Consider the following 26,077-nt stretch of genomic DNA (forward strand, 5'->3'; position numbering starts at 1 on the left):
AAAATAAAGGTAAAAATGGCACGGGAACTGTTCTCATGCCATTTTTTTGTGCTATCGTAAATCCTTTTTCCACAATTAATGATGATAAGTTTCCAAAGCCGATTTCTATATTTTGTAGTAATTCTCCCTTTTCTGATTTTTGATGCAGATAAAAGTTTCGCTCAACGGGAAGTGATGTATGAACAATATCTCCAGAACCCAATGGCTATAAATCCTGGGTTTACCGGTGTGAGGGAGACTTTTAACATGACAGCCATGTTTCGCAGAAAATGGTTTACCATACAAAATTCGCCTTCAAGCCAGACTTTTGCAGCAGACGGAACCTTTGGAAATGGGAAATTTGGAGTTGGTTTTCAGGCAATGAACGATCAGACCAGCTTTTTCACTACCACTGCTTTTTCAGCATCCTTTGCCTATCACCTTGGAATTTCTGATCAATGGAAACTTGCTATGGGTGGGCAAGGTGGCATAAATGTTTTACCGGTATTTGACGTCGGCTCGTCGTTTAACAGCACCAACAGAGCATTAGGAAGTTTTGGGATCGGTGCATGGCTCCACTCGGATAATTTTTATTTGGGAGTTTCCAAACCTGAACTCTTATCGCAGGGTTTCGGTCAGCAGCAGATTGCTTACTATTACCGTAGGCCGTTGTATGTTATGATAGGCGGAAGTTATGATCTGGCAGATGAGGTAAAACTTATTCCAAACGTACTTTTTGTTCAGGAGAAAGATTACAAATTAAGAGTTGATTTCGGCGGCCGCTTTTGGTTTAATGAAAAAGTTGGTGTTGGTACGACTTATCACGCAGGCGGCGGGTCGTCTTTTGGCGGTTCGGGTATTAATTATTTACAATTATCTGCCGAAGTGATGGTCGGCAGGAATGTGCGGCTTGGATATTTTTACAGCACCAAACAAGTGGAACAACTTAACCTGGTTACAACCGGGCCAAAAGGAATTCATGAGTTAATGTTGAAGTTTGTTCCTAACCCGAATGGCTTCCAGAAGTATTAAAGTAAACTTACGGTGAATATCTCCGAACATGTTTAGTAAAAAGGAGATTTTTTGCGTTTTGTTTACATAAGTCTCGTAACTTTGTCCGGTAAATGAAATAATCACATTTGTGATGGATAAATACACATATATAGCAAATTCCGACGCCGCTTACATAGAGGAATTATACAATTCCTATAAGCAAGATTCAACCTCCGTAGACGAAGGTTGGCAAAAGTTTTTTGAAGGGTTTGATTTTTATCAGAAATACCCTGCCAACGGCAATGGACATGCCAATGGTGCCAGTAATGGAAAGGAGGTAGCATCTGCCGGCAAGGTGGACGCAGCTCAGATCCGAAAGGAAATGGAGGTGGTTCACTTAATCCGTGGATACCGTTCAAGAGGACATTTGCTTGCAACGACCAATCCGATCCAAAAAAGAAAAGACCGCAAGCCACAACTGGAACTTAGCGATTTTAGTCTTGGACCAGAGGATTTGGATTCTGTATTTGAAGCTGGTACCGAAGTTTTCGGCCGTCCCGCTACGTTACGTGAAATTGTTGATTCCCTGAAAAAAATCTATTCAGGAAATATTGGATTTGAATATCTCTACATCCGTGACCGCGAGCAGAAAAGCTGGTTACGGAAGAAAATTGAAAAAGAGGCATTAAATATGTCGTTTTCAATTGATGAGAAAAAACACATTCTTTCCAAGCTGAACGAAGCAGTTGTTTTCGAAAATTTCCTTCATACCAAATATCTTGGACAAAAACGTTTCTCGCTGGAAGGTGGAGAAACGACAATTCCTGCCCTTGACGCAATGATCAATAAAGCTGCGGAAATGGGTGTGGTAGAAGTAATGATCGGGATGGCTCACCGTGGTCGTTTGAACGTTCTTGCGAACGTGATGCAAAAAACATACGGACAGATCTTTAACGAATTCGAAGGTAATTTACCTGATCAGGTTTGGGGAGACGGTGACGTTAAATACCACATGGGTTATGCGAGCCAGATCACCGCTGAAAACGGAAATCAGGTTCATTTGAAATTAGCTCCAAACCCATCGCACCTTGAAGCAGTTAATCCGGTAGTTGAAGGATTTATCCGCGCAAGAGCCGATGGCATGTACGAATCTGATTATGATCGTGTACTTCCCGTTATTATTCATGGAGATGCTGCGGTTGCGGGTCAGGGGATTGTATATGAAGTAACGCAGATGTCAGGCCTTAATGGTTATTACACAGGTGGTACTATCCATTTTGTGATCAACAACCAGGTTGGTTTTACAACGGATTTCATTGATGCTCGTTCAAGTATTTACTGTACGGATGTTGCGAAAATCGTAGACGCTCCTGTTCTTCACGTTAATGGTGATGATCCGGAAGCAGTAGTTTTCTGTATGAGACTTGCTGTTGAATATCGTCAGAAATTTAACAAAGATATTTTCATAGACATGGTTTGTTATCGTCGTCATGGACATAACGAAGCTGATGAGCCTAAATTTACGCAACCGGTTCTTTACAAATCGATTGAAAATCATCAGAATCCTCGCGAGATTTATCAAAAAACGCTTGCAGATCGTGGTGATGTGGATGCTCAGCTGGCAGCCAATATGGATAAAGAGTTCAAGACTTTGCTTCAGGAACGTCTTGATATGGTGAAACAAAAAGCATTACCTTATGTTTTACCAAAACTTGAACAGGAATGGCATAGTTTGAGAAAATCGACACCGGTAGATTTTGAGAAATCTCCGGAGACCGGTGTTCCGCTAGAAATTCTTGAAAAAATCGGGAAGGCACTGATCAGTACGCCGGAAGATTTTCAGAGACTGAAACAAATTGACAAACTTTTGAAAGATCGCGAACAAATGATCTTTGAGAAGAAGGAGGTAAACTGGGCTACGGCTGAATTACTTGCTTATGGTTCAGTTTTGGCCGAAGGAAATATTGTTCGTTTAAGCGGACAGGATGTTCAGCGCGGTACCTTCTCTCACCGTCATGCTGTTTTGCACGATGTTGAAAATAATGATTCTTACAGCAGTTTAGCGCATATCCAGGAAGACCAGGGGCCTTTCATGATCTATAACTCTTTGCTTTCGGAATATGCGGTTTTAGGTTTTGAATTCGGTTATTCGATGGCAAATCCTAATGCGCTGGTTATCTGGGAAGCACAATTTGGTGATTTCGCTAACGGTGCGCAGGTAATTATTGACCAGTTTATTTCGTCAAGTGAGACCAAATGGGATCGTTGGACGGGTCTTGTAATGCTTCTTCCACACGGATATGAAGGTCAGGGGCCAGAACACTCGAATGCTCGTCCGGAACGTTACCTGCAACTATCGGCTGATTATAATATGATCGTAGCCAATGTTACGACGCCGGCTAACTTCTTCCACTTGCTTCGTCGCCAGCTGAAATTTCCGTTCCGTAAGCCTTTGATCGTGATGTCGCCAAAGTCGATGTTGAGACATCCGCTTTGTGTTTCTCCAATCTCTGATCTTACTGAAGGGACATTTAGAGAGACGATCGGCGATACTTTTGTTGATGCTAAAAAGGTAACGAAAGTGTTGTTATGTACAGGGAAATTGTACTATGAATTGTACGAAAAACAGCAGAAAGACAAGCGTGATGATGTTGCCATCATTCGTTTGGAGCAAATGCACCCCTTCCCGCAAAAACAAATAGACGAACATCTTGCACTTTATGAAAATGCGAAAGTATTTTGGGTGCAGGAAGAGCCTTTTAACATGGGTGGCTGGACTTTCATGCTTCGTATGTACAATGGAAAAAAACCATTGGAAGTTATTGCCCGCCGTTCAAGTGCGTCACCATCGACAGGATTCGCGAAAATCCATGCACAGGAACAGGCTGAGATCATTCGCAGGGCATTTGAATAGGGTATTCAACTAAGTTATAAAAGACATAATTCGTTCATCATATTGCTGATAAAATGGCTGAAATTGAGATAAAAGTACCGCCGGTAGGCGAGTCCATTACTGAGGTTACGATAGGGAACTGGTTCAAAAATGATGGAGATTTTGTGAAATTGGATGAGGTAATTTGCGGATTGGATTCAGATAAAGCAACATTTGAACTAACTGCCGAGTCAGAAGGTGTTTTGCACATCAAAGCGCAGGAAGGTGATACATTAAATATCGGGGACTTGATCGCTACGATTGATTCGTCTGCGAACGGTGCCGCGGCAGCTGCACCTGCTCCGGCTGCTGAAAAAGCGCCAGAACCGGTAGCTGCTCCTGCTCCGGAAAAGACCGAAGAGAAAGCTCCTGCTGCGACAGCTGCTACGGGCGAAATCTATGAAATGAAAGTTCCTGCTGTTGGTGAATCCATTACAGAGGTGACTATCGCTTCGTGGAGTAAAAAAGATGGAGATCACGTGGAAATGGATGAAATTCTATGTGAGCTAGAATCAGATAAAGCAACATTCGAACTCCCTTCTGAGGCAGTTGGTACGTTAAGAATTGTTGGAAAAGAAGGAGATACCTTGGCGATTGGTGCAGTTATCTGCAAAATAGAGGTTGGCGCTTCGACAGGTACAGCGGCACCTTCTTCGGCACCTGCTCCTGCGGCGGCGGCTGAAACTGACAAAGGATATACAGAAAAACATACTTCTCCTGTTGCAGCTAAGATTTTGGCTGAAAAAGGAATCGATCCTAAGGATGTGAACGGTTCTGGTTCAGGTGGAAAAATTATGAAAGACGATGCTTTGAAAGCGGGTGCTAAACCTGCTGCTCCGGCTCCTGCCGCGAAACCAGCGGCTCCATCAGCTCCTGCGAAAGCGGCAGCTCCTGGCGAACGAGGTCAGCGTCGTGAAAAAATGTCTTCACTTCGTCGTACGATCGCAAGACGTCTTGTGGCAGTGAAGAGTGAAACTGCTATGCTAACAACCTTCAATGAAGTTGATATGAAGCCAGTAATGGATCTTCGTAACAAGTTCAAAGATAAGTTTAAAGAAAAACATGAAGTTGGTTTGGGCTTTATGTCGTTTTTTGTAAAAGCAGTTACTGTTGCATTAAAAGATTTCCCGGTTGTTAATGCATATATCGACGGCGAAGAATTGGTTTACAATGACTATGCGGACATCTCCATAGCCGTTTCTACACCTCGCGGGTTGGTAGTTCCGGTGATAAGGAACGCAGAAGACCTTTCTTTCTCTGCGATCGAAAAAGAAATTGTTCGTCTGGCTGTTCGTGCTCGTGATGGTAAGCTAGGTCTGGACGAAATGTCTGGCGGGACTTTCACGATTACCAATGGTGGAACTTTCGGTTCTATGCTTTCGACTCCAATTATTAATGCACCGCAATCCGCGATTTTGGGGATGCATAATATCGTTGAACGTGCTGTGGTAGTAAACGGCGAAATTGTTATTCGCCCGATTATGTTCCTTGCACTTTCTTATGATCACCGTACAATTGACGGAAAAGATTCAGTAAGCTTCCTGGTTCGGGTAAAACAATTACTTGAAGATCCAATGAGGCTTTTGCTGGATATGTAATCCGGAATATATTATTAAACAGAAAAGACTTTGAAGATTATCTTCGAAGTCTTTTCTGTTTAATAATGGATTATACTAATGATCAACCCAATTTTGGATTTTCCTTATGCCGATCCTTGTCGCGCTCAGTCTTCTTAGCAAGATTCTTTTCAAAAGCCTCGGTTAAATTAATACCTGTTTGATTTGCCAGACATATTAAAACCCATAGTACATCCGCCATTTCATCGCCAAGATCCTTGTCAAGATCGGATTTTTTGAATGACTGATCTCCGTAAGTCCTGGACATAATTCTCGCTACTTCGCCAACTTCCTCTGTTAGGATAGCCATGTTGGTGAGCTCCGAAAAGTATCGGACGCCATATGTTTTTATCCAGTTATCGACCTGCTGCTGTGCTTCTTCAAGTGTCATTTTGTCGTCTTTAAATTCTGTTTTTTGAATCAATTACAATTGTTACAGGGCCGTCGTTTAGCAAAGCCACCTTCATATCTGCGCCAAAAATTCCTGTTTGAATCGGATTGCCAAGTTCTTTTCCCAGAAACTCAATCATTTGTTCGTAGAGCGGGATGGCTGCTTCCGGCCTTGCTGCCTCGATAAAGGAAGGCCGGTTTCCCTTTTTAGTATTTGCATGCAAAGTGAACTGGCTAATAAGCAGAATATTTCCGTTCACCGCCTTCAGATCCAGATTCATTTTTCCTTCATCGTCACCGAAAATCCGTATCCCGATAATTTTCTTGCCAAGCCATTCGAGATCTTCACGTGTGTCCTCGTGTGTTATGCCCAACAATACTAAAAACCCGGTATCAATTTTACCTTCTACTTTTCCCTCAATTGTCACGGACGCTTCACTTACCCGCTGGATAACTGCAATCATGAATTTTTAAAATGTTAGTCAGGAATTTTTTCCTTTCAGTGGTCGAAATTTAAAGCTGGCAAAATAACAATAAATCGAACAGGAACTCATTTCAGTAAATTTTATTTCATTACTTAAAATAGCAGGAAATAATCCTGAGCATGTTGAATCGTTGTAATAAGGGTTGTATCTTGTAAAAACAACGTTTATAAACATTTATCAGATGGTCGTCTCAGAGAAATCAAACACTGCAAAACCAGCCTTGAAAGAAGAAAGGATTTCCGTTTTTGATATCTTCAAGATCGGAGTGGGACCGTCCAGTTCACACACACTGGGGCCATGGCGGGCGGCGCAGCAATTTGTAAAACTTGTCCGGGAAACAATTGATTTGAATGAAATAACATCTGTTAAAGTTTTTCTGTTTGGCTCCCTGGCGAAAACCGGAATTGGCCATGGAACGGATTTGGCGGTGCAGCTCGGATTGAGCGGTTTTGATCCCGTTACGATGGATACAAAGCAAATTGAGGGAATAAAATCCCGGATTATGGAAGGAAAAGAATTGTCGTTAAACGGAGAAAAAAAAATCGTTTTTAATCCAAAGACGGATATCAAATTCCAGATGCAGGAATCGCTGCCTTTTCATCCCAATGCATTGACTTTCGTTGCCGAAACGGATTCAGGTCAAACAATTACTGATACCTACTATTCTGTCGGTGGTGGTTTTGTCATTAAAGAAGATGAAAAGGAAGAAAAAATTTCCCCTTGCGTTAAACTTCCGTTTCCGGTGGATCACGCTTCGGACCTGCTCGCGTGGCATAAGTCGACGGGAATGAAAATTTCTGACATCATTTATGAAAATGAAAAAGTTTGGAGGAGTGAGGCCGAGATAAAAAAGCAGCTTCTGAATATCTGGAAAGTGATGAAGGAAAGTATTTTTGAAGGCTGTCATAATGAAGGAACGCTGTCAGGAGGATTGAATGTGAAAAGACGAGCTGCTGCGCTGAACAAAAAGCTTTTAAACGGAGCGAATTATTCAACTTATGAAGAATGGATTCAGGCTATACGTTCCTGCGGTAGCGGATTTAAGTATACATTGGATTGGCTGAGTTGCTTTGCTTTGGCTGTGAATGAGGAAAATGCCTCGTTTAGCCGGGTGGTCACTGCGCCGACAAACGGTTCTGCGGGTGTTATCCCAGCCGTTTTACAATACTATCTGATATTTTGCAATGATACTGAAGAAGATGTTATCAGATTTTTGCTTACTGCCAGCGAAGTAGGCTGTATTTTTAAGAAAGGTGCAACTATTTCTGCTGCTATGGGTGGTTGTCAGGCTGAAATTGGTGTGTCGTCGGCAATGGCAGCTGCGGGTCTCACAGAAGTTTCCGGCGGAACGGTTGAACAATGTATGATGGCAGCGGAAATAGCAATGGAGCATCATTTGGGTATGACCTGCGATCCTGTCGGCGGACTCGTTCAGATTCCATGTATCGAACGAAATACGATGGGTGCTATCAAGGCAATTACAGCTTCACAGTTAGCTATGCAGAGCAACCCTGAAAACGCAAAAGTTTCATTGGACAATGTTGTGAAAACGATGTGGGAAACAGCTCTGGATATGAATTTCAGGTATAAGGAAACCTCAGAAGGCGGTTTGGCTGTCAATATCCCGATAAGTTTGAGCGAATGCTAATGCCAGGCTTTATAGATTCAAAAGTAAATGAGCCAGACCGAAATACACGCCGTAGCCAATCAGATCGTTGGCGGTTGTAATAAAAGGACCGGAAGCTACTGCAGGATTGATACCGATTTTATCGAGTAGAATCGGTGTTACAGTTCCCATAAAGGAGGCTAAAAAAACAACCGACAGCAGTGCGGAAGAAACGACAAGTGCCAGTTGCAGCTCATTGCCTATCAATAGATTAAATCCGAAAACAATTCCGCTGATAATCAATCCGTTAATCGAAGCAACAGCAAACATTCGTATAAGTCTTTGCCAGACATTGATATCCAGCCCCGTTTTATCAGCTATACTCTGGAGAATTATAGATGAAGTTTGTATACCAACATTTCCGCCTGTCGAGCCAATAATTGGAATGAAAGCGGCCATGGCAGGAATTATTTTTAGATCACCTTCGAAAAAACTGATAAATTTCGCCGCCACGATTCCTCCCATCATACCGACCAAAAGCCAGGGTAAACGAGCACGTGTCTGTTGCCAGATGGTATCATTTTCTTCCACGTCTCCCGTGATACCGGCCATGGCCAGGGTATCAGAATTTGCCTGTTCGGTAATTACGTCAATCACGTCATCGATCGTAATTCGCCCCAGAAGTTTTCCCTGAACATTAACGACCGGCAACGCATCAAGGTCATAACGCTGCATAAGTTCAGCAACTTCTTCTGCCGGACGATACGTTTCTACAAAAATGACATCCTTGTCATAAAGTCTTTCAATTTTGGTATCCTTATTGGCCAGTACGATCTTTTTCAAAGACAATATCCCAAGCAAAATTCCATTATCGTCGATTACATAAACCGCATAAACTTTTTCAACGTCTTCGGCCTGTTTTCTGAGCTCTTCTATACATTGATTTACATTCCAGTTGACATTGGCCTTTACCAACTCTTTCTGCATCAAACCACCCGCCACATCTTCGTCATAATGCAGCAAATCGAGAATGAAGCGGGCCTGCTCTCTGTCTTCCAGCAAAGCAATAACTTCTTCACGAACGCGTATCGGCTGTTCGTTCAGCAAATCCACCGCATCATCTGAGTCAAAAAGATTAACGTAACTTGATATTTCCTCAGAGGTGAATGCTTTTAAAAATTCACGTCTCTCGTTCGGATCAAGCGCGGCAAGAATTTCAGCGCCCAAGGCAGTATCCAATTGATTGATCAGATATCTTGCTTCCGGAGTTTCCAGTTCATACAACAAGCCTGTTATATCCGCAGGGAAAAGTTCGGTCATGCTGCTTCGAATGGCTTCCGAATTTTCAGTGAGGATTAATTCCTGTACTTGTTCAACGTATTCTTTGGTTAACTCAAAATTCATAAATCTGTACTGGCAAAGGGGTATTACAATGAGAGATCTTGCTGCGGTTATTTACGACTAAAACAGATAAAACGATTTTGTTTTTATGTTTTTTAACGATTAGCTTTAACCACACCATCCGCTAAAAGTGTCAACTCAACAAACTCGGCAACGTTTAGCTGCTCGGCCCGTTTGGTCAAAAGCGGATGTTCGGGCATTTCACAAATCGGTTTCAAAGCGTTTCTTAACGTTTTTCTCCGCTGATTGAAAGCGGTTTTTACTACTCTGAAAAATAATTTCTGGTCACATGCGAGCGATTTTGTGTCATTTCGGCTTAAACGGATCACACCTGACTGCACTTTTGGAGGTGGATCAAAAGCGCCGGGAGGAACGGTTACCAGATAACTGATATCATAAAAAGCCTGCAAAAGTACGCTCAAAATTCCATAATCTTTATTTCCCGGAGGTGATGCGATCCGCTGCGCGACCTCTTTTTGAAGCATACAAACAACTTCCGGTACGCGGTCAGGCATTTCCAGCACTTTAAAAAATATTTGCGAAGAAATGTTGTAAGGAAAGTTGCCTATTATCGCAAAAGGCTCCGGGAAAACTTCCGAAGTATTGTATTTCAGGAAATCGCCTTCAATAATTCGTGGCGTCAGTTCTTCATAATGCTTTTTCAAATAGACAACCGATTCGGTATCTATCTCAATAACATATGTGCTGAAAGCGGTTTTTTGCAATAAAAATTGCGTCAATACGCCCATTCCAGGCCCTATTTCCAACACTTTATTATATCCGCCATGACCTGTCAGACCGTCAACGATCTTATTGGCGATATTCATGTCTTTCAGGAAATGTTGTCCCAAATGCTTTTTGGCACGAACTTTCGAATCGTTCTGATTTTTATAATTTATTTTCACGGACCAAAATTACGTCTTAATTCGTAGATTTATCGAATAAAGAATAGGAAGTAATCTTAAAAATACGGTTTCCGGCAAACTATGGAAATGATATCGTCGCTGACTGACTGGCAGTCAATACACGCCACACTACAACACTTGAATTTGATAGGGGTAACTTTCACGCCTGATTTCATCATTCGTGCAATAAGTCCATATGCTATAAAGAAAACAGGGTGGCTCGAATCGGATCTGATCGGGGAAAGTATCTTTGAAAGACTGGTGCCAAAAGATGAAGAGGACGAAGTTAGTCAGATGCTGGAAGAGGGGATTCAGGGCAAACGAAAACTTGAACAACGGGAAGTTCCTTTTTTAGCTCAAAAGGGTACGCTCCGTACGTTTTCGATCAATTCCGTTTTAATTCAAAACGATGAGGACAAAGTTTTATATATCACCTTGGTGGGTGATGATATTACCCGGAAACGTCGGATGGAATCTTCGATAACCAAATCCAATGCGCAGCTTCAAGATCTGGTTGATAACACAAGTGATTTAATCCAGCTTGTGGCGCTTGACGGAAAATTTATTTTTGTCAACAAAGCCTGGCGCGAAGTGTTGGGTTACCGGCTCGATGAAACGGCTTCAATGCGCATGCAGGATATTCTTCATCCGCAGCATATGGAGGAAGCCATCGCTCAGCTTGATCTGATCCGTGAAGGAAAAGCCAACCCCAATTTTGAGACGGTTTTTTTAAGTAAAGAAGGTAAAAAAGTCTTTGTGGCAGGAAGTGTCGTTTGCCGGTTTGATAACGGAAAACCTACGGCTTTTCGCTGTATATTAAACGATTATACTGAAAAAATCCGTGCAGAAAAAGCGCAGAGTTTGTATTACAGTATTGCCAACTGGACGGTGAATACCCAGAATCTGGATGATTTTTACCATAAAATCCATGAGGAATTAGGGAAAATTATTGATGTCAAAAACTTCTTTATCGCGCTTTACGATCAAAGTAAAAGCTATCTGTATTTTCCGTATTACGTCGATGAATATTTCAAGGGTAACGTTCGGTTTACAAGACGTCGGTTGGGGAATGGAGTAACCGAATATGCCATTGCATCCAATAAACCGCTTTTTTTATACGATTCTGATATCGAAAGGCTTGCGAAAACGAACAGTTTGCACCTTTACGGCGTGACTCCGAAGTTATTGCTTTGCGTGCCGCTGCGGATCGGTGACCGGGTAACCGGGATTATTGGCGTCAAGTCGTATGATGATCCGAATATGTTCGATGCACGTGATCTGGAATTGCTCGAATTTATTTCCGGTCAGGTTGCGCTTGCGATTGCCAGAAAACAAAGTGAAGAAGAATTAAGCAAATATGCCGCGCGTTTGAATGCTATTTTCGATAGTAGTTCGCATTTAATATGGTCGGTTAATAAGAGTTTACAGCTTACTTCTTTCAATTTAAATTACGCAGATCTGATTGAAAATCAAGTCGGTGTCCGCCCGACTTTACAGGTCGGTGCTGAAAAGTTTGGCTGGCGGTTGGTTGGGCAAAAAAACCGGAAGACGCTGGATACCAAATATCGTCAGGCTCTTCGCGGGGAACCTCAATATTTTGAATTTAAAATTGATAGAAAAGATGGTGGTGAAATGTGGCTTGAATTTTATTTGAACCCGATTCAGTATTCTAATGGAGTCATTGAAGAAGTTTCAGGTATTGCCAGAGATATTACGCGCCGGAAAGAAGCGGAACTCTCATTACGACATAGCGAAGAATTGTTCCGTGGAATTTTCGAAAACTTGCAGGATATCTATTGCCGTATCGACCGCCAGGGTAGAATTTCGATGATCAGCCAGTCTGTTTTCAAGCGGATGGGGTATACGCCAGACGAGGTTATCGGACATGAAATTACTGAATTCTTTAAGGACAGAAAGAAAATACATTCTGCTCTGATCAGACTTCGAAAAACAAAAAGTTTAAGAAATTTCGAGATCAGTCTGAACCGGAAAGATGGCACAGAAAGACAGTTCATGGTGAACATGTTAATGTTTACCAACGATAAGGGGAAAGCCATAGAAGTAGCTGTTCTGGCTCGTGATATTACAGAATTGAAGAGAAATGAACAGGAATTGCTAAAAGCAAAAGAACACGCAGAACACTCGTTAAAGGTAAAAGAAGGCTTCCTGGCGAATATGAGCCATGAAATCAGAACGCCTATGAACGGTGTGATCGGGATGATTGATTTGCTTGGCGAAACAAAATTAAATCCTGAACAGCGTGATTACGTTTTCACAATCAAACGCTCTTCTGAAACTTTGCTTGATATCCTTAACGATATTCTGGATCTTTCAAAAATCGAGGCAGGAAAAATGGTGCTTCACGAGTCACCGCTTGCTTTGGAAGAATTGCTGGTTAAACTTGTTTCTTTATTTGGGCAGACAGCCAAAAATAAAGGAAACGAGCTTACATACCATATCGCCGCAGATCTGCCACAATTTATCATCGCAGATCAGACCAGATTGTTACAGATTTTATCAAATTTGACTTCCAATGCGCTGAAATTTACAGAAAGAGGCGCTGTCAAAATTTTCCTTTCCTTGGTAAAGCGGGATGGCAAAACGTATAAAATAAAAGTAGAAGTTCAGGATTCCGGTATCGGTATCAGCGCGATTGACAAGCAGATTTTGTTCACATCCTTTACACAACTTGACAATTCATCACGTAAATCTTTTGGAGGAACCGGCTTGGGACTTGCTATTTCAAAGCAGCTTTGCGAGTTGATGAACGGTGAAATCGGCGTAGAATCTACGATCGGCGAGGGAAGTACTTTCTGGTTTACCTTCGAAACAAAAAGCACTTCCATTGCGCAGGTAAGTTCGAGCAGTCAAATGGAGGAAGTTCCGATTGAAAATGTATTCTCAGACTTTCATCCCGTAATTCTTCTGGTTGATGACAATGCTGTAAACCGGAAAGTTGCCAATGAAATTCTGAAAAAATCAGGTTGTCAGGTTGATTTGGCGGAAAGTGGTTTTGTAGCGCTTGACAAAGTTGAAAGCAAAATGAAAACGGGCGAAAATTATGATATCATCTTCATGGATATTCAAATGCCGGATATGGATGGCGTTGAAACTACGCAGGAATTGAAAAAACGTTTCCCTGAACTGACTTCACCGATCGTTGCGATGACGGCCTATTCCATGAAGGAAGACCGTGACCGTTTTTTGAGCCAGGGAATGGACGATTATATCGCAAAACCGATCCGTGCCCAGCATTTGATCTGGAAAGTTAAAGAGCTGATCGGAAATGTAGAGGGGCGCAAACTGGAAATGAAGCAAAAAGAAATCGCTCAGGAAATTTCTTTGCCCATTTTGGATAAAGAAATAATCGATCAGTTAAAAGCAATCGGTGGCGCAGACTTGGTTTTATCGGTTTTCGAAGATTTTGTTATGGAATCAAACGAGCTGGTCGAAGGTGCTGTCACTGCCTACGCATCCGGAGATATTCCCACGGTCAAAAGTAATTTGCATACATTGAAAGGAAGTGCGGGAACGGTTGGAGTTTCCCAGGTTGCTGAAATTGCAAAGGATGCCGAGTGGAGATTGAAATCGGATGATACAAGCACGCTGGCCGAGGCGCTTCCACAATTACAAAGAGCTTACCGGAAGTTTCTCGACAGTTATGAAGGATTGCTTGAAGATTGGATGAAATAATTTGATAGGGAAAGTTATGTAAATGATCGGTGAAAACAGGTGTTCTGTCGATTATGGCGAGGATATGTTTGCTAGCTGTTAAACCTTATTCCGTAAAGCAGCTCTAACCCAGCATAAACCTTTACGAGGAAACCATGAACAGAATTACACCACTCCTTTTGCTGATCATTTGCATGGCGTTGCCCGGCTTTGTTCAGGCGCAGACCGCTCAGATTATCGGAACGGTAATTGACAGTACCAGCAAATCTCCGGTTGTTGGCGCCTATGTCGCAGTAACAAAAACAACACCTGATGCCAAACCTGAATATGTCACGACCGATGTTAATGGCAAATTTGCAATTACTGTAACCCAGGAAACTTACCGGGTTAAGATCTCGTATTTGAGTTATAAGGATTCACAAAAAACCGTTCATGTAGCCGGCAACGTTCAGGATGCCGGAACATTTTTGTTGACCGAAGCAGTGGCTAATCTCAACGAAGTAAAGGTAATCGGTGCGGTGACGCCGATGGAGCAAAAAGGGGATACCACACAATTTAACGCAGCAGCTTTTAAAACAAATCCCGATGCTACAACGGAAGATCTGATCCAGAAAATGCCTGGAATTACCGTAACAAACGGAACCGTGACAGCACATGGAGAAACGGTCAACAGAGTATTGGTAGATGGAAAACCATTTTTTGGTGATGACGCAGCACTTACATTAAAATCGCTTCCGGCAGAAATTGTTGACAAAATTGAAGTGTTTGATAAATTAAGCGATCAGGCGCAGTTTACAGGATTCGATGACGGAAGCGGACAAAAGACTATTAATATTGTTACAAAATCTAATAGAAAAGTAGGACAGTTCGGTAAAGTGTTCGCAGGGTACGGTCTGGATGACCGCTATCAGGCAGGTGGAAATGTCAGTTTTTTCGACAAAAATCAGCGTATATCAATCATTGGATTGACGAATAATATTAATCAGCAAAATTTTTCCAGTCAGGACTTACTTGGGGTATCGGGTAATAGTGGTGGCGGCAACAGAGGTGGGGGAGGATCAGCCGGTAACTTTTTAGTTGGACAACAAAGCGGGCTTACCGGGACAAATTCATTTGGGCTCAATTATGCTAACAAGTTTGGTGAAAAAGTAGACGTAACCGGTAGCTATTTCTTTAACAGAACCAGCAATAATAATTTTCAGACCACAAACGAAGATTATTACGGGAAACAATTATATAAGGAAACCAATAATTCGGGAAGTACGAACATTAATCACCGGCTGAACTTCAGAGTGGAATATGCAATCGACAAAAAGAATATGTTGATTTTTACGCCACGGTTGAGCTTTCAGAATAATCAGTCCGGAACATTAAAAAATGGATTGACAAATCTGGGTGACGGTACGCCGCTGAATAGCACAGATATTGATAGATCCAGCAAAAATAACGGATATAATTTCACGAATGATCTGTTATTTCGCCATGCTTTTGAAAAGAAAGGGCGTACGCTCTCCTTCAACTTCAATACACAGATAAACGATAAGGACGGAAGTGGAAAATTATATTCTAAAAACCTGTATTTCAGCAATCTGGAAGTGCCCGGTGATACGATCGACCAGCGTAGTTATACTTCTTCCAATGCCGTAGTTTTAGGTGGAAATTTTGTTTACACCGAGCCAATCAGCAGCACCGGACAATTGCAATTCAATTATGGTCTGACAGTAAGTAACAGTAATTCTGACAAAGAAACTTACAACAACACGCGAATCGACGAAGAGGCTTACACGCAGCTTGATACGTTACTTTCTAACAGTTTTGATAATCGTTATACAACCAACCGTGCTGGTTTGAGTTATCGTTATCGTAAAAATAACTGGTCGGCAAATTTGGGAATGGATTTTCAAAATACAGGTTTGTATAGTGAACAATTGTCGCCCGTGATGGGAAAAGTGGATCAGAGTTTCACCAATTTTCTGCCAAATCTGATGGTAACATATCGTTCGAAAGAAGGTACTCAATTCCGTACCTTCTTCCGCAGCTCAACAAATCAGCCATCTATTTCGCAGTTACAAAACGTTGTCGATAACAGCAATCCATTATCGCTAACAGCTGGTAATCCGGATTTGAAACAAGAGTACAGAAGTAATTTAAATATGCGTTATTCCATTGCGGGTGCAAACAGACCATTCAGTTTAAATGCGATGATCTTTTTGACACAAATCAATAACGCGATTGTAAATTCCACTTTTATCGCACAAGAATTAACTACGCTACCAAGCGGAATTGTTCTGGAAAAAGGTGCAAAATTGACAGCGCCGATCAACGTGGACGGAAGCTGGAACGCCAGAACTTTGATCACATACGGGAAACCTGTTTCGAAAATTAAGCTAAATGTGAATTTGACTTCCGGTTTTAATTACGTCCGCTCTCCGGGTATGATCAATAACATTGCAAACTTCTCTAACACCTATACATACAGTCAGGGAGTAGTATTGAGCAGCAACGTGAGTGAAAATCTGGATTTTACAGCGTCTTATTCAGGAAATTATAACGTTGTAAGGAACTCGATTCAGCCGAATTTAAATAACAATTATTATACAAGTTCGATTAGCGCACGAGTTAACTGGATCTTCGGCAAAGGCTTTGTTGTCGCCTCCGATATTAATAATCAATCTTACCGCGGTTTGGGTGCAGGATTTAATCAGAATTTCACACTTTGGAATGCAAGTGTTGGAAAGAAATTCCTGAAAAATAATGCAGGTGAACTTAAATTGACAGTGTTTGATATACTGAAACAGAATAACAGTATCGCCCGGAATGTTACAGAAACCTATGTGCAGGACGTTACAAGCCGCGTTTTGACACAATATGCAATGCTTACTTTCACCTACACACTTAGAAATTTCGGTAAAATGCCAACCCGCAATAATTCAGAAAGACGTCGTGAAGGATTTGACGGACAAGGCGGATTTCCTGGCGGCGGAAGAGGACCTGGCGGACCTGGAAGTTTCTAAGGCTCACTCTGATTAAAGCGCGCACAGATTTGCAGTCAGTCCGGTCATGGTTCAGCGTTTATAACGCTTGTTTCAGGGTTAACAAACAAAAAACACCGATTTGATGTCGGTGTTTTTTGTTTTAAACTTGTAATATTTAACGTTTCGTCGGGAAAGGAATCACCAACTCTTCGCCGCGGCTGGCCATATCTTTTGATTTCCCATTAGCCTTCATAATAGCTTCTTTGCTAACTGAATATTTTCCGGAAACTACTTTTAAAATATCGCCTGGACCAACCGTATGAACAGCCTTAACGCGGATTTTCAGTTTATCACCTGATTTTAGTTCTGAGATCGAAGGGTTCAAAGCCTTCAACGTTTCAGTAGTAAGATTATATTTGCTTGCAAGAGAAGAAAAAGTTTCGCCGCTTTTGACAGTTCGTGTAATTTCTCTACCTCCGATTTTAGAAGCGACAGCCTTAGGGTCTTCTGTCTTTTTAGGCTCTTCTTTTTTTGTTTCTTCTTTTTTCTCTTTCTCCGAAGCTTTCGGTTTTTCGTCAACGTTAACAACCGCTTCCTCAGATTCATCCTCCTCCGTCAAATCACTGGTCACCGGCTTTTCTTCAGGAGTATCCGCTGCGGCAGACGTAAGCTCTTCGGAATTCGTAGCATCGTCGGAGATGTATTCATAGCCGACATAAAGCATTGCCAAAACCAAAAGGACTAACACGAACAAGGTAATAACTGGCAGGTTGGATTTTTCTGTTGGGCGTATATTTCTCTTTTTCGGGTTTTCGTCTTCCATAGCTTTATGATGATTCAATTAACGGGTGACTTAGTTTTTTACGAAAATAGCAAACGGGTGTTACTTTACAACTTCATTCTTCAATTCCTTATTCATAACAGCAACTTTGTCTTTCAATCCTTCTTTGAAGATATCCAGCCGGTTAGCAACTTCGCTGTCACTTGCTCCAATAATTTGCGCCGCAAGAATACCTGCGTTTCTGGCACCGTTCAGAGCAACCGTTGCAACGGGAACTCCTGATGGCATTTGCAAGATAGAAAGAACAGAATCCCAACCGTCGATCGAATTGCTTGACAAAACAGGCACACCGATCACAGGTAAAGATGTAAGCGAGGCAACCATTCCTGGTAAATGCGCCGCTCCGCCAGCACCTGCGATAATCACTTTTAATCCGCGCTTCCTCGCAGTGGATGCATATTCCAGCATACGTTCAGGTGTACGATGTGCAGAAACGATCTCCATTTCAAACGTAATGCCCAACTCATTTAGTGCGTCTGCCGCTTCCTGCATTACCTTCCGGTCAGACAGGCTTCCCATGATTATTCCTACCATTATTATTTGATTTTTCGAATTTGGCTCCAGGCCTATACTTTATTTGTGCGGATCTCCGCTTATTACTCTGATACTTTTTTTAACAAAATCAACCTTCTCTTTCAAGGCTGCAATGTTGTTGTCCATGATTGTGATATGCCCCATTTTACGGAAAGGTTTGGTGATTGCTTTCCAATACAAAAACGGAAAAACCTGTTCGGTCGCCAGCAATTTTTCCATTCCTTCATAGACTGCCGGCCCTTCAAAACCATCTTCGCCCAGCAAATTCACCATGGCAGACGGAGCATATGCGGCTGTACTTCCCAGCGGCAAATCCAGAATGGCACGCCAGTGTTGTTCATATTGTGAAGTTGCATTAGCACGAATTGTATGATGTCCGCTGTTGTGCGGACGTGGGGCCACTTCATTAATAAGCACTTCGCCGTCAGCAGTAAGGAATAACTCCACTGCCAGCAAACCCACAATTTCAAATGATTCTGCGGTTTTTCTGGCAATTTCCTGCGCTTTCTGATCAATTTCATCACTGATTTCTGCCGGAGCAAAAAGATATTCTACCAGATTAAGTTCAGGATGAAAAACCATTTCCACCGTTGGGAAACATTTAATTTCTCCAGATGGATTTCTGGCCACAATAACAGCCAGTTCTTTTTCAAAAGGTACTGCTTTTTCAAGTAAACCAGGCTGATCAAAAGCCTTATCAATTTCAGCTTCCGAAGACACGCGCTGCACACCGCGGCCATCATAACCGTCGCGTCCGAGCTTGTGAAATGCAGGTAAAAAATCTATGAAATTCCGCACATCTTCCCGGTTTTCGGTAAGGACGAAGTCGGCTGTCGGAAGTTGTTTTTCGAGGTAAAATTGCTTTTGAATTCTTTTATCCTGAATTTTCCGGATAACAGAAGGCTGGGGATAAATAAGTTTTCCTTCTTTTTCAAGCGCTTCTAACGCTTCGACATTTACCTTTTCAATTTCTATCGTAATGACATCCAGATCTTTCCCAAACTCGTAAACAGTATCATAATCCTGTAAAGATCCTTGTGTGAATTTCGGAGCAATTTTGCGGCAGGGTGCTTCTGCGTCAGGGTCTAAAATGTGAATGTCAAGGTTCCAGTCTATGGCGGCTTGCAAAAGCATAAGTCCTAACTGACCACCGCCAAGAATACCTATTCGGGATGAAAGCATTTAGTAGTTCGATTGTATTTTTGCAAAATTGGTGGAAAAAGCGCGAACTTAAAACTGTTTCTGTCAATAATCACGATAAGATAAGTTTCCGAGGCGATATAATCTTATTTCATAAATCTGATTAGTCCAATTTCAACCAACAAAAAGAACAGAGCGCCGTACAGGAAATATTTCCAGAGACTTGTTCCCAGGTTTTGCTGCTGAAATTCCTGAGCAAAGGCGTCGTCATCGATCTTATCGAAAATCTGAACATTTTTCTGTCCTGAAAAAATATTCCGCAAATCCGTCGGTGAGAAATAAACCAGCTTGGATTCTGCGTTATTATGGTTCAGCGCAAGCAGTTGCTCTACTTTATTGTCTTTCACAAGTTCGAAATATCCGGCATCCAGTCCATTCCCTGTCTGGTCTCCTTGCGGAATTTCAAGTAAAAGCTGATTACCAACCAATTTCTGTACCGGAATCACTTCTGCTTTATTCCGACGCAATTTGTAAACACTGTTTTGAGCTTCTGTATTTACCGTCAATACAATCGGATTTTCATCGAAAGTAAAAGCAGTTCGTTGCGCCCTCACACTTAATGCAGCCATTTTGTACATAATTGGAACAAAAATGGCATGTTGCGCCATCGATCCAAATTCTGGAATAAGCGGTGAGGCAAACAAATAAATTTTACCTTTTCCGCTCGACATCTGACTCAAATAAGGTTGGCCGCTGCGAAGTGCCAGAAGCGGCTGGCCCGCACTTGACCAGGTCCAGGCGGGTGACGTAGATGGCAAATTTAGATTCAATTCCTGTCGGATGGATTCTTCGAAGACGTCACTGAAAAACGGATTGTTCCGGTCAGGAGCTGCAATAGAAATCAATTCCCGGTTTGCTGGTTTTTCCGCATTCAAACCATTAATACCAAGATTTTGAAGTAAAGCGTTGTAACTTCCGGCATTCGGCGTCGACGGCGGAATTACAGTTAAGCTGCCACCTTTTCGAACAAAATCCTGAATTTCTGAAGCCAGCGTCCCCGAGGGTTGTTCAACGCCTTCAAGCAAAACCATATCCGAATTTTTGATTAAACCGGGATCAATATTTTGAGCAGCGAAACTTTGAAGAGCAAACAGACTGTCGTTGGCATATACATTATTGATGTAATTTCCTTCAAATTTTTGTCCGTAAATATGAAGGATACGGATCAGCGGCGATGCGTTTAACACAAAATAATAATCATTGTCAAAAGTTACCGGAAAATCGTCGAATGTAATTCTTCCCTGTTTAAATCCTTTTCCTTTCAAATTGAAATTAAACCTGGCAATTGCACTTCCGTTGGCCGGAACATTAACGGATGCTGTGGATGATTGTGTATTATCCAGACTTAATTTCAAAACGATCTTTTTAGCTTCGGCGCTTCCTGAATTACTGACCTTGACAAAAAGAATATTGTTCTGCAATTCTCTGATAAAAGGATTGCTGAGCCAAACTGAATCAACAAAAATATTTTTTTCTGCGACGGCTTGTACAGGTACCAAAAAAAGCTGGTTAACAGAGTCCGTTTTTAATTTTGCCAAATCACCGGAAGTGCTTTTCTGAAAATCTGAAAACCAGAAAAACTGATTTTTGCTGCCGTTTTGATATTTCGACACCAGATTTTCCTGGCGCTTATATACCTGTTCAAACGTACGCGGTGTGTGAGAAAGCCCGATGGTTGTGAATCGGTCACGGATTTTTTCAGCCGGGTAAAGTCCTTGCTCTGTCGCCGAAAAATCGTTTGTTACTAATTGAAGAGATGTTGCATTTTTAAAAAGTCCAAGCAATTCGTTAAGCCGGGTCGTGGCAATATCAAGGTAACGTTTGTTATTAGACTCGTTTTGCATGCTGAACGAATTATCCAGGTAGATGCTGGTAATCCCTTTCCTTTCAACAGATCCGTTATTTTTTCCTGGTAAAAATGGCTGAGCAAAGGCAAAAACGAGGCATGTAATTGCCAGAATACGGGCTGCCATAATCAGCCAGTGTTTTATTTTTCTGATTGATCGGGTCTGCGTTTCCACCGCTTTTAAAAAAGCGACATTTGTAAAAAAAACACGTTTTGTTTTCCTGAAATTAAATATATGAATGGCTATCGGAACAGATATGGCCAGTAAACCCCACAAGAATGACGGAAAAAGAAAACTCATTTAGGTTCGGATGTTAATTTTAAGCCGCCGGCTTTCAGCAATTGGCAGTCAGTTTTACGCTGCAAGGAATTTGATATCTTAAAGAACGCAAATTTTTCAAATATCGGGTGATAAACTTTGGTTTTTATTCGTTCCCTGCATATCTGGTAAGAGTTCTGCGTATTTTACAGTATTTATTTCGGTGGCTTTCGGATAAGTCGACAGCTTTTTTCTAACTTTACAGTTCGTTTAGCAATTGTCGAAAAGCCTTATGGTTGGGCAATCTCCAATAAAAAAAGAAATTGATTAATTTTTAACAGAATTATGGCCAAAGTATCGGTGAACAAACACCAGCCTGTTTATCAAATGCCTACGAACCCGGCAGCGGTTCGTACAAAAAGGTATGCGTTGCCAACTAAAAAATACATTACGCTGGCGATGAAGAATTTCTTCAAAGCACAAATCAAGTGGATTTTGTTACCGGTGGCACTGCTTCTTATCAATGCTGTTGTGAGCATTACGGGTGTGTATCCAAATATCTGGATCTACGTTGTAATTTTTGTTGCGGTAATTCTTTACATTCTTTTTTGGGTTATTCAATTTACCGGAATTACTCAGTTAGCGCAGTACAAACCGATGTTTGAAAAATTTTCATATGAAATAGACCAACGTCAGATTTTGATGAAAATGAATGCAAAAGAAGGAAGTATCATGAAATGGGAACAGATTCAGGATGTATATAAAGATGAGGACGCGTATGTTCTGGTTATTTCCAGAGGGCAGTTTGTTCATCTTCCATTCTCGATTTTTACATCAGAACACGATGTTAAAGTTTTTGAAAGAATATTGAAACAAAAAGAATTCCTGAAAGAAAAGTAAGGTGTTTTGATTATAATATAAAAGCGGAAATTGGGTGCGTCCCGGTTTCCGCTTTTTTTTAGTGTCAGTTTAACAGTAATGAAAGTTTTCTGCCAATCCTTCGGGATATAATCCGGCAGTTAAAACACTCTCTATTTATGCAATACAAAGATAGCTTCTGGACTATGCTTGAGGACATTAAATCGATGTAATTCTTATGCCGGAATCGGCAATTCAGCTAACACCGGAATCCGCCCCCTAAGGGATGGCAGTTAAATAGATTGTAGAAAATAGCCCAACTCTTCATGTTTAACATACGGAAAGGGTGACAGAATCTTTACTTTTAAATTATTTGAGCTAAAATTTGTATTAATATTCAAACGGACGAATTTTATAACTGAAACAGCGATCCTTGAACTTTAGAAGATTTAAATATTTAAAAATCAATGTTTTACTAAACTATAATTGGTTAGAGTAAAAAATCACTTTTGGATACTTACGGGTAATCATCAAGCGAGGATCTTACGTTTTTTAAATGATATGAACCAAAGCTTGCCCGAAATCGTAAAACCAGTACGAAAAAAGCCTATTTTTACGGCTTCTTGTTTCAATAGACCTTTAATTTATGTCAAATAACCTCTTCGATTTTGGAATGATTGGGTTGGGAGTAATGGGTAGAAACCTGTTGCTGAATACCGCCGATCACGGTTTTTCTGTTATTGGCTTTGATAAAGACGAAGCTAAAACGGCTGCGCTTGAAGCTGCCGCAACGGAAGGTACTACGGTGAAAGGAGTTCCGGATCTTGCACATATGGTGCAGCAATTACAGCGTCCACGGAAATTGATGATGCTTGTACCTGCCGGTAAACCGGTTGATGATGTGATCGAATCACTGCTGCCTTTGGTTGAAAAAGGTGATGTGATTATTGATGGTGGAAATTCTCATTATACCGATACATTACGTCGTGTTAAATATCTGCGCGACAAGGAAATTCATTTCATGGGTGTCGGAGTTTCCGGTGGAGAACAAGGTGCTCGAACCGGTCCGAGTATCATGCCTGGTGGAGATTTAGAGGCTTATTCACATGTGAAACCATTGCTGGAAGCCATTGCGGCGAAGGTAAATGGCGAGCCTTGTGTAGCATATCTAGGAAAAGAAGGAGCGGGTCATTATGTGAAAATGGTTCACAATGGTATCGAATACGCGATCATGCAGTTGATCAGCGAATCATATACTTTGCTGAAACATGCAGGATTAAACAATGACGAACTTCATGAAACTTTCAAAAAATGGAATGAAGGTGCGCTGCAATCTTTTCTTGTTGAAATTACAGCAGATATTTTTCTGCAAAAAGACGACAAAACAACCGCGCGTTTATTGGACGTAATTTCTGATAAAGCAGGTTCAAAAGGAACAGGGAAATGGACTTCTCAGGACTCTATGGAATTGCCCGTTGCTGTTTCTGTAATTGATAGTGCAGTTGCAATGCGTACGGTTTCGGGATACAAAGAAGAAAGAATAAAAGCGGCAGCTTTATATAATGAGTCCGGTGCAGCCATTACGGTTTCGACTGAGGAATGGATTAAGCAGGTTCACGATGCCTTATATTTCGGTACCATTTTAAGTTATGCGCAAGGTCTTGCAATGCTTTACCAGGCATCAAGAGAATTGGCAATGGACATTCCTTTGCCAGATGCGGTAAGTGTGTGGCGCGGTGGATGTATTATACGTTCTACTTTATTGGAAACTTTCACTCAGGCATATAAAAACTCGCCGGATCTGTCGAATATTCTGCTTGATCCAGGTGTTGCCGCCATTATTAAATCAGCGGAAAGCAATACGCGCGCAGTGGTTGCACAAGCGGCTTTGAGCGGAGTTCCTGCGGCGGCGTTGATGTCGTCACTTGCTTATTTCGACGCTTACCGCAGCGAACGTATGGCGACAAATCTTATCCAGGCGCAACGTGATTATTTTGGCGCACATACCTATCAGCGTACAGACATTCCGGGAACTTTCCATACTGAATGGAATCATTAAAAGAAGGTAGCTTTTATGAAAACAAATAAAAGACCGCCTGCGTCCATACTTTTTATTTTTGGAGGCAGCGGTGATTTAAATTATAGAAAATTAACGCCGGCGCTTTATAATCTTTTTTTAGATGAATGGATGCCCGACAACTTTGCAATTGCCGGAATAGGTCGAAGTTCATATAGCAACGAAGAATATCATGGTCATTTGCTGGACGGGATAACAAAATTTTCTCGTCGTAAAGGTGAGCAAAACGGACATTGGAAGGATTTTAGCCAGCATGTTTCATATCTCCAAATGGATGGAGATGACGCGGCTGCCTATCATAAGATCACGGATTTGGTGAAAGAAAAAGAAGCCGAATGGGGACAACATCCAAACGTGATTTTTTACCTTGCCGTGGCTCCGCAGCTGGTCCCTTCGATCGCAACAAAACTTGGCGCGCTGAATCTATGCAGCGATGTACATTGCACCAGGATTGTCGTAGAAAAGCCTTTTGGTCATGATTTGAAAAGCGCGCATGAATTAAATGCTTTGCTTTCAAGCATGTTCAAGGAAGAGCAGATTTTCCGTATTGACCATTATTTGGGTAAAGAAACGGTTCAAAATATCCTGGCTCTACGTTTCGCAAATGCTTTATTTGAACCAATCTGGAATCGCAATTACATTGATCATATTCAGATTACTGCCGCTGAAAGCGTCGGTTTGGAAGGTCGTGGCGGATATTTTGAAAATTCGGGAGCTTTGCGTGATATGGTTCAAAACCATATTTTGCAGATACTTTGCATGGTTGCCATGGAAGCGCCTGTTTCTTTTGATGCGAACGAAATCAGAAATAAAAAGGTGGATGTATTAAACGCAATCCGCCGGATTACGCCTGATAAAGTGGGTGAACATGCCGTTCGCGGACAATATTCAAAAGGCTGGAAAAAAGGAGAGGAAGTCGTTGGCTATCGTGAGGAAAAAGGAGTTAATCCTGAATCTGCGATTGATACTTTTGCTGCTGCAAAATTCTATATCGATAACTGGCGCTGGCAGGGAGTTCCGATTTACGTCCGTACCGGAAAATACCTGAACCAGAAAGCAACGCATATTACGTTGCAGTTTAAATCTGCGCCGCATAATGCATTTCCAAGCGAGTCTGCTGATACCTGGCACTCAAATAAGCTGACGATAAGTATTCAGCCGGAAATGGATATCAGTATCCGTTTTCAGGTGAAACGTCCGGGGCAGACGATGACTTTGGATCCGGTGGACATGACTTTCAGCTATGATACCGAAGCTGATCACGCTCCGGAAGCTTACGAAACTTTGCTTTTGGATGCAATGGAAGGTGATGCAACTTTGTTTATGCGCGGCGACCAGGTTGAGGCTGCGTGGAAGGTGATTATGCCTATTCTAGAACATTGGGAAAGTCATAAACCAGCTGATTTCCCTAATTATACTCCGGATTCATGGGGCCCTGAGGCAGCGGATAAACTGATTGCGCAGGAAGGACATACATGGATTAATGTACCATCAGCTTAAAATCACAA

At 41.8% G+C, this 26,077-nt stretch carries 17 protein-coding genes; 9 read left to right on the forward strand and 8 right to left on the reverse strand.

Translation table 11 applies throughout. The annotated features are described in order from the left end of the window. Nucleotides 1–78 precede the first annotated feature (78 nt). The 3 genes from BMY70_RS28895 to odhB all read left to right on the forward strand — a co-directional run bounded on the left by BMY70_RS28895 (nucleotide 79) and on the right by odhB (nucleotide 5,502). Nucleotides 79–1,011, forward strand: a complete 933-nt coding sequence (locus tag BMY70_RS28895) for a PorP/SprF family type IX secretion system membrane protein (protein WP_090341656.1) — start codon at nucleotides 79–81, stop codon at nucleotides 1,009–1,011. Nucleotides 1,012–1,123: 112 nt separating this feature from the next. Next, complete coding sequence (locus tag BMY70_RS28900) at nucleotides 1,124–3,886, forward strand: 2-oxoglutarate dehydrogenase E1 component (protein ID WP_090341664.1); 2,763 nt, start codon at nucleotides 1,124–1,126, stop codon at nucleotides 3,884–3,886. Nucleotides 3,887–3,939: 53 nt separating this feature from the next. Further along, the gene (odhB, locus tag BMY70_RS28905; RefSeq protein WP_090341666.1) at nucleotides 3,940–5,502 is read left to right on the forward strand and encodes a 2-oxoglutarate dehydrogenase complex dihydrolipoyllysine-residue succinyltransferase; all 1,563 of its coding nucleotides are present in this window, start codon (nucleotides 3,940–3,942) and stop codon (nucleotides 5,500–5,502) included. An 82-nt stretch (nucleotides 5,503–5,584) separates the two neighbouring features. Here odhB and BMY70_RS28910 read toward each other — a convergent pair whose 3' ends face one another. Together BMY70_RS28910 and dtd are read right to left on the reverse strand one after the other, a co-directional pair. After that, nucleotides 5,585–5,911 carry a nucleotide pyrophosphohydrolase gene (locus tag BMY70_RS28910; RefSeq protein ID WP_090342013.1) on the reverse strand — a complete coding sequence of 109 codons (327 nt, stop codon included), beginning with the start codon at nucleotides 5,909–5,911 and terminating at the stop codon, nucleotides 5,585–5,587. Between the two features lie 10 nt (nucleotides 5,912–5,921). Further along, a complete protein-coding gene (gene dtd, locus BMY70_RS28915; protein ID WP_090341668.1) occupies nucleotides 5,922–6,374 on the reverse strand; it encodes a D-aminoacyl-tRNA deacylase in 453 nt (150 codons plus the stop codon). A gap of 202 nt (nucleotides 6,375–6,576) precedes the next feature. On the opposite strand from dtd, the gene BMY70_RS28920 reads away from it, so the two are divergent. Then, nucleotides 6,577–8,043 carry an L-serine ammonia-lyase gene (locus BMY70_RS28920; protein ID WP_229209820.1) on the forward strand — a complete coding sequence of 489 codons (1,467 nt, stop codon included), beginning with the start codon at nucleotides 6,577–6,579 and terminating at the stop codon, nucleotides 8,041–8,043. Nucleotides 8,044–8,052: 9 nt separating this feature from the next. Here BMY70_RS28920 and mgtE read toward each other — a convergent pair whose 3' ends face one another. Together mgtE and rsmA are read right to left on the reverse strand one after the other, a co-directional pair. Next, on the reverse strand, nucleotides 8,053–9,405 hold the full coding sequence (gene mgtE, locus BMY70_RS28925) for a magnesium transporter (protein ID WP_090341670.1): 1,353 nt from the start codon (nucleotides 9,403–9,405) through the stop codon (nucleotides 8,053–8,055). A 92-nt stretch (nucleotides 9,406–9,497) separates the two neighbouring features. Then, the gene (gene rsmA, locus BMY70_RS28930; protein ID WP_090342018.1) at nucleotides 9,498–10,301 is read right to left on the reverse strand and encodes a 16S rRNA (adenine(1518)-N(6)/adenine(1519)-N(6))-dimethyltransferase RsmA; all 804 of its coding nucleotides are present in this window, start codon (nucleotides 10,299–10,301) and stop codon (nucleotides 9,498–9,500) included. Nucleotides 10,302–10,388: 87 nt separating this feature from the next. Here rsmA and BMY70_RS28935 point away from each other — a divergent pair, with 87 nt between their 5' ends. Together BMY70_RS28935 and BMY70_RS28940 are read left to right on the forward strand one after the other, a co-directional pair. Then, nucleotides 10,389–14,000, forward strand: coding sequence for a PAS domain S-box protein (locus BMY70_RS28935; RefSeq protein ID WP_090341672.1), 3,612 nt, complete (start codon nucleotides 10,389–10,391; stop codon nucleotides 13,998–14,000). A 134-nt stretch (nucleotides 14,001–14,134) separates the two neighbouring features. Next, nucleotides 14,135–16,993 (forward strand): TonB-dependent receptor, encoded by a 2,859-nt coding sequence (locus BMY70_RS28940; RefSeq protein ID WP_090341674.1) that lies wholly within the window; start codon nucleotides 14,135–14,137, stop codon nucleotides 16,991–16,993. Nucleotides 16,994–17,129: 136 nt separating this feature from the next. Here the strand turns inward: BMY70_RS28940 and BMY70_RS28945 are convergent, their stop codons facing one another. The 4 genes from BMY70_RS28945 to BMY70_RS28960 all read right to left on the reverse strand — a co-directional run bounded on the left by BMY70_RS28945 (nucleotide 17,130) and on the right by BMY70_RS28960 (nucleotide 21,676). Beyond that, entirely contained in the window at nucleotides 17,130–17,777 is a 648-nt protein-coding gene (locus BMY70_RS28945; protein WP_090341676.1) for a LysM peptidoglycan-binding domain-containing protein, read from the reverse strand. 60 nt (nucleotides 17,778–17,837) lie between these two features. Continuing rightward, a complete protein-coding gene (gene purE / locus BMY70_RS28950; protein WP_090341679.1) occupies nucleotides 17,838–18,329 on the reverse strand; it encodes a 5-(carboxyamino)imidazole ribonucleotide mutase in 492 nt (163 codons plus the stop codon). Between the two features lie 39 nt (nucleotides 18,330–18,368). Next, nucleotides 18,369–19,511, reverse strand: a complete 1,143-nt coding sequence (locus BMY70_RS28955) for a 5-(carboxyamino)imidazole ribonucleotide synthase (RefSeq protein ID WP_090341681.1) — start codon at nucleotides 19,509–19,511, stop codon at nucleotides 18,369–18,371. A gap of 104 nt (nucleotides 19,512–19,615) precedes the next feature. After that, nucleotides 19,616–21,676 carry a BatA domain-containing protein gene (locus BMY70_RS28960; protein WP_090341683.1) on the reverse strand — a complete coding sequence of 687 codons (2,061 nt, stop codon included), beginning with the start codon at nucleotides 21,674–21,676 and terminating at the stop codon, nucleotides 19,616–19,618. 303 nt (nucleotides 21,677–21,979) lie between these two features. Here BMY70_RS28960 and BMY70_RS28965 point away from each other — a divergent pair, with 303 nt between their 5' ends. The 3 genes from BMY70_RS28965 to zwf all read left to right on the forward strand — a co-directional run bounded on the left by BMY70_RS28965 (nucleotide 21,980) and on the right by zwf (nucleotide 26,069). After that, nucleotides 21,980–22,534, forward strand: coding sequence for a YcxB family protein (locus BMY70_RS28965; protein ID WP_090341685.1), 555 nt, complete (start codon nucleotides 21,980–21,982; stop codon nucleotides 22,532–22,534). A gap of 604 nt (nucleotides 22,535–23,138) precedes the next feature. Next, entirely contained in the window at nucleotides 23,139–24,551 is a 1,413-nt protein-coding gene (gnd, locus tag BMY70_RS28970) for an NADP-dependent phosphogluconate dehydrogenase (protein WP_090341687.1), read from the forward strand. A 15-nt stretch (nucleotides 24,552–24,566) separates the two neighbouring features. Then, nucleotides 24,567–26,069: a glucose-6-phosphate dehydrogenase gene (gene zwf, locus BMY70_RS28975; protein ID WP_090341689.1), complete on the forward strand. Its 1,503-nt coding sequence runs from the start codon at nucleotides 24,567–24,569 to the stop codon at nucleotides 26,067–26,069. The last annotated feature ends 8 nt before the right edge of the window (nucleotides 26,070–26,077 follow it).

This window comes from Dyadobacter koreensis (assembly GCF_900108855.1).
Lineage (GTDB): Bacteria > Bacteroidota > Bacteroidia > Cytophagales > Spirosomataceae > Dyadobacter > Dyadobacter koreensis.

Coding starts and splice junctions, on each gene's coding strand:
- BMY70_RS28895 (WP_090341656.1), top strand. CDS start 79: ATGATGATAAGTTTCCAAAGCCGATTTCTATATTTTGTAGTAATTCTC.
- BMY70_RS28900 (WP_090341664.1), top strand. CDS start 1,124: ATGGATAAATACACATATATAGCAAATTCCGACGCCGCTTACATAGAG.
- odhB (WP_090341666.1), top strand. CDS start 3,940: ATGGCTGAAATTGAGATAAAAGTACCGCCGGTAGGCGAGTCCATTACT.
- BMY70_RS28910 (WP_090342013.1), bottom strand. CDS start 5,911: ATGACACTTGAAGAAGCACAGCAGCAGGTCGATAACTGGATAAAAACA.
- dtd (WP_090341668.1), bottom strand. CDS start 6,374: ATGATTGCAGTTATCCAGCGGGTAAGTGAAGCGTCCGTGACAATTGAG.
- BMY70_RS28920 (WP_229209820.1), top strand. CDS start 6,577: ATGGTCGTCTCAGAGAAATCAAACACTGCAAAACCAGCCTTGAAAGAA.
- mgtE (WP_090341670.1), bottom strand. CDS start 9,405: ATGAATTTTGAGTTAACCAAAGAATACGTTGAACAAGTACAGGAATTA.
- BMY70_RS28935 (WP_090341672.1), top strand. CDS start 10,389: ATGGAAATGATATCGTCGCTGACTGACTGGCAGTCAATACACGCCACA.
- BMY70_RS28940 (WP_090341674.1), top strand. CDS start 14,135: ATGAACAGAATTACACCACTCCTTTTGCTGATCATTTGCATGGCGTTG.
- BMY70_RS28945 (WP_090341676.1), bottom strand. CDS start 17,777: ATGGAAGACGAAAACCCGAAAAAGAGAAATATACGCCCAACAGAAAAA.
- purE (WP_090341679.1), bottom strand. CDS start 18,329: ATGGTAGGAATAATCATGGGAAGCCTGTCTGACCGGAAGGTAATGCAG.
- BMY70_RS28955 (WP_090341681.1), bottom strand. CDS start 19,511: ATGCTTTCATCCCGAATAGGTATTCTTGGCGGTGGTCAGTTAGGACTT.
- BMY70_RS28960 (WP_090341683.1), bottom strand. CDS start 21,676: ATGAGTTTTCTTTTTCCGTCATTCTTGTGGGGTTTACTGGCCATATCT.
- BMY70_RS28965 (WP_090341685.1), top strand. CDS start 21,980: ATGGCCAAAGTATCGGTGAACAAACACCAGCCTGTTTATCAAATGCCT.
- gnd (WP_090341687.1), top strand. CDS start 23,139: ATGTCAAATAACCTCTTCGATTTTGGAATGATTGGGTTGGGAGTAATG.
- zwf (WP_090341689.1), top strand. CDS start 24,567: ATGAAAACAAATAAAAGACCGCCTGCGTCCATACTTTTTATTTTTGGA.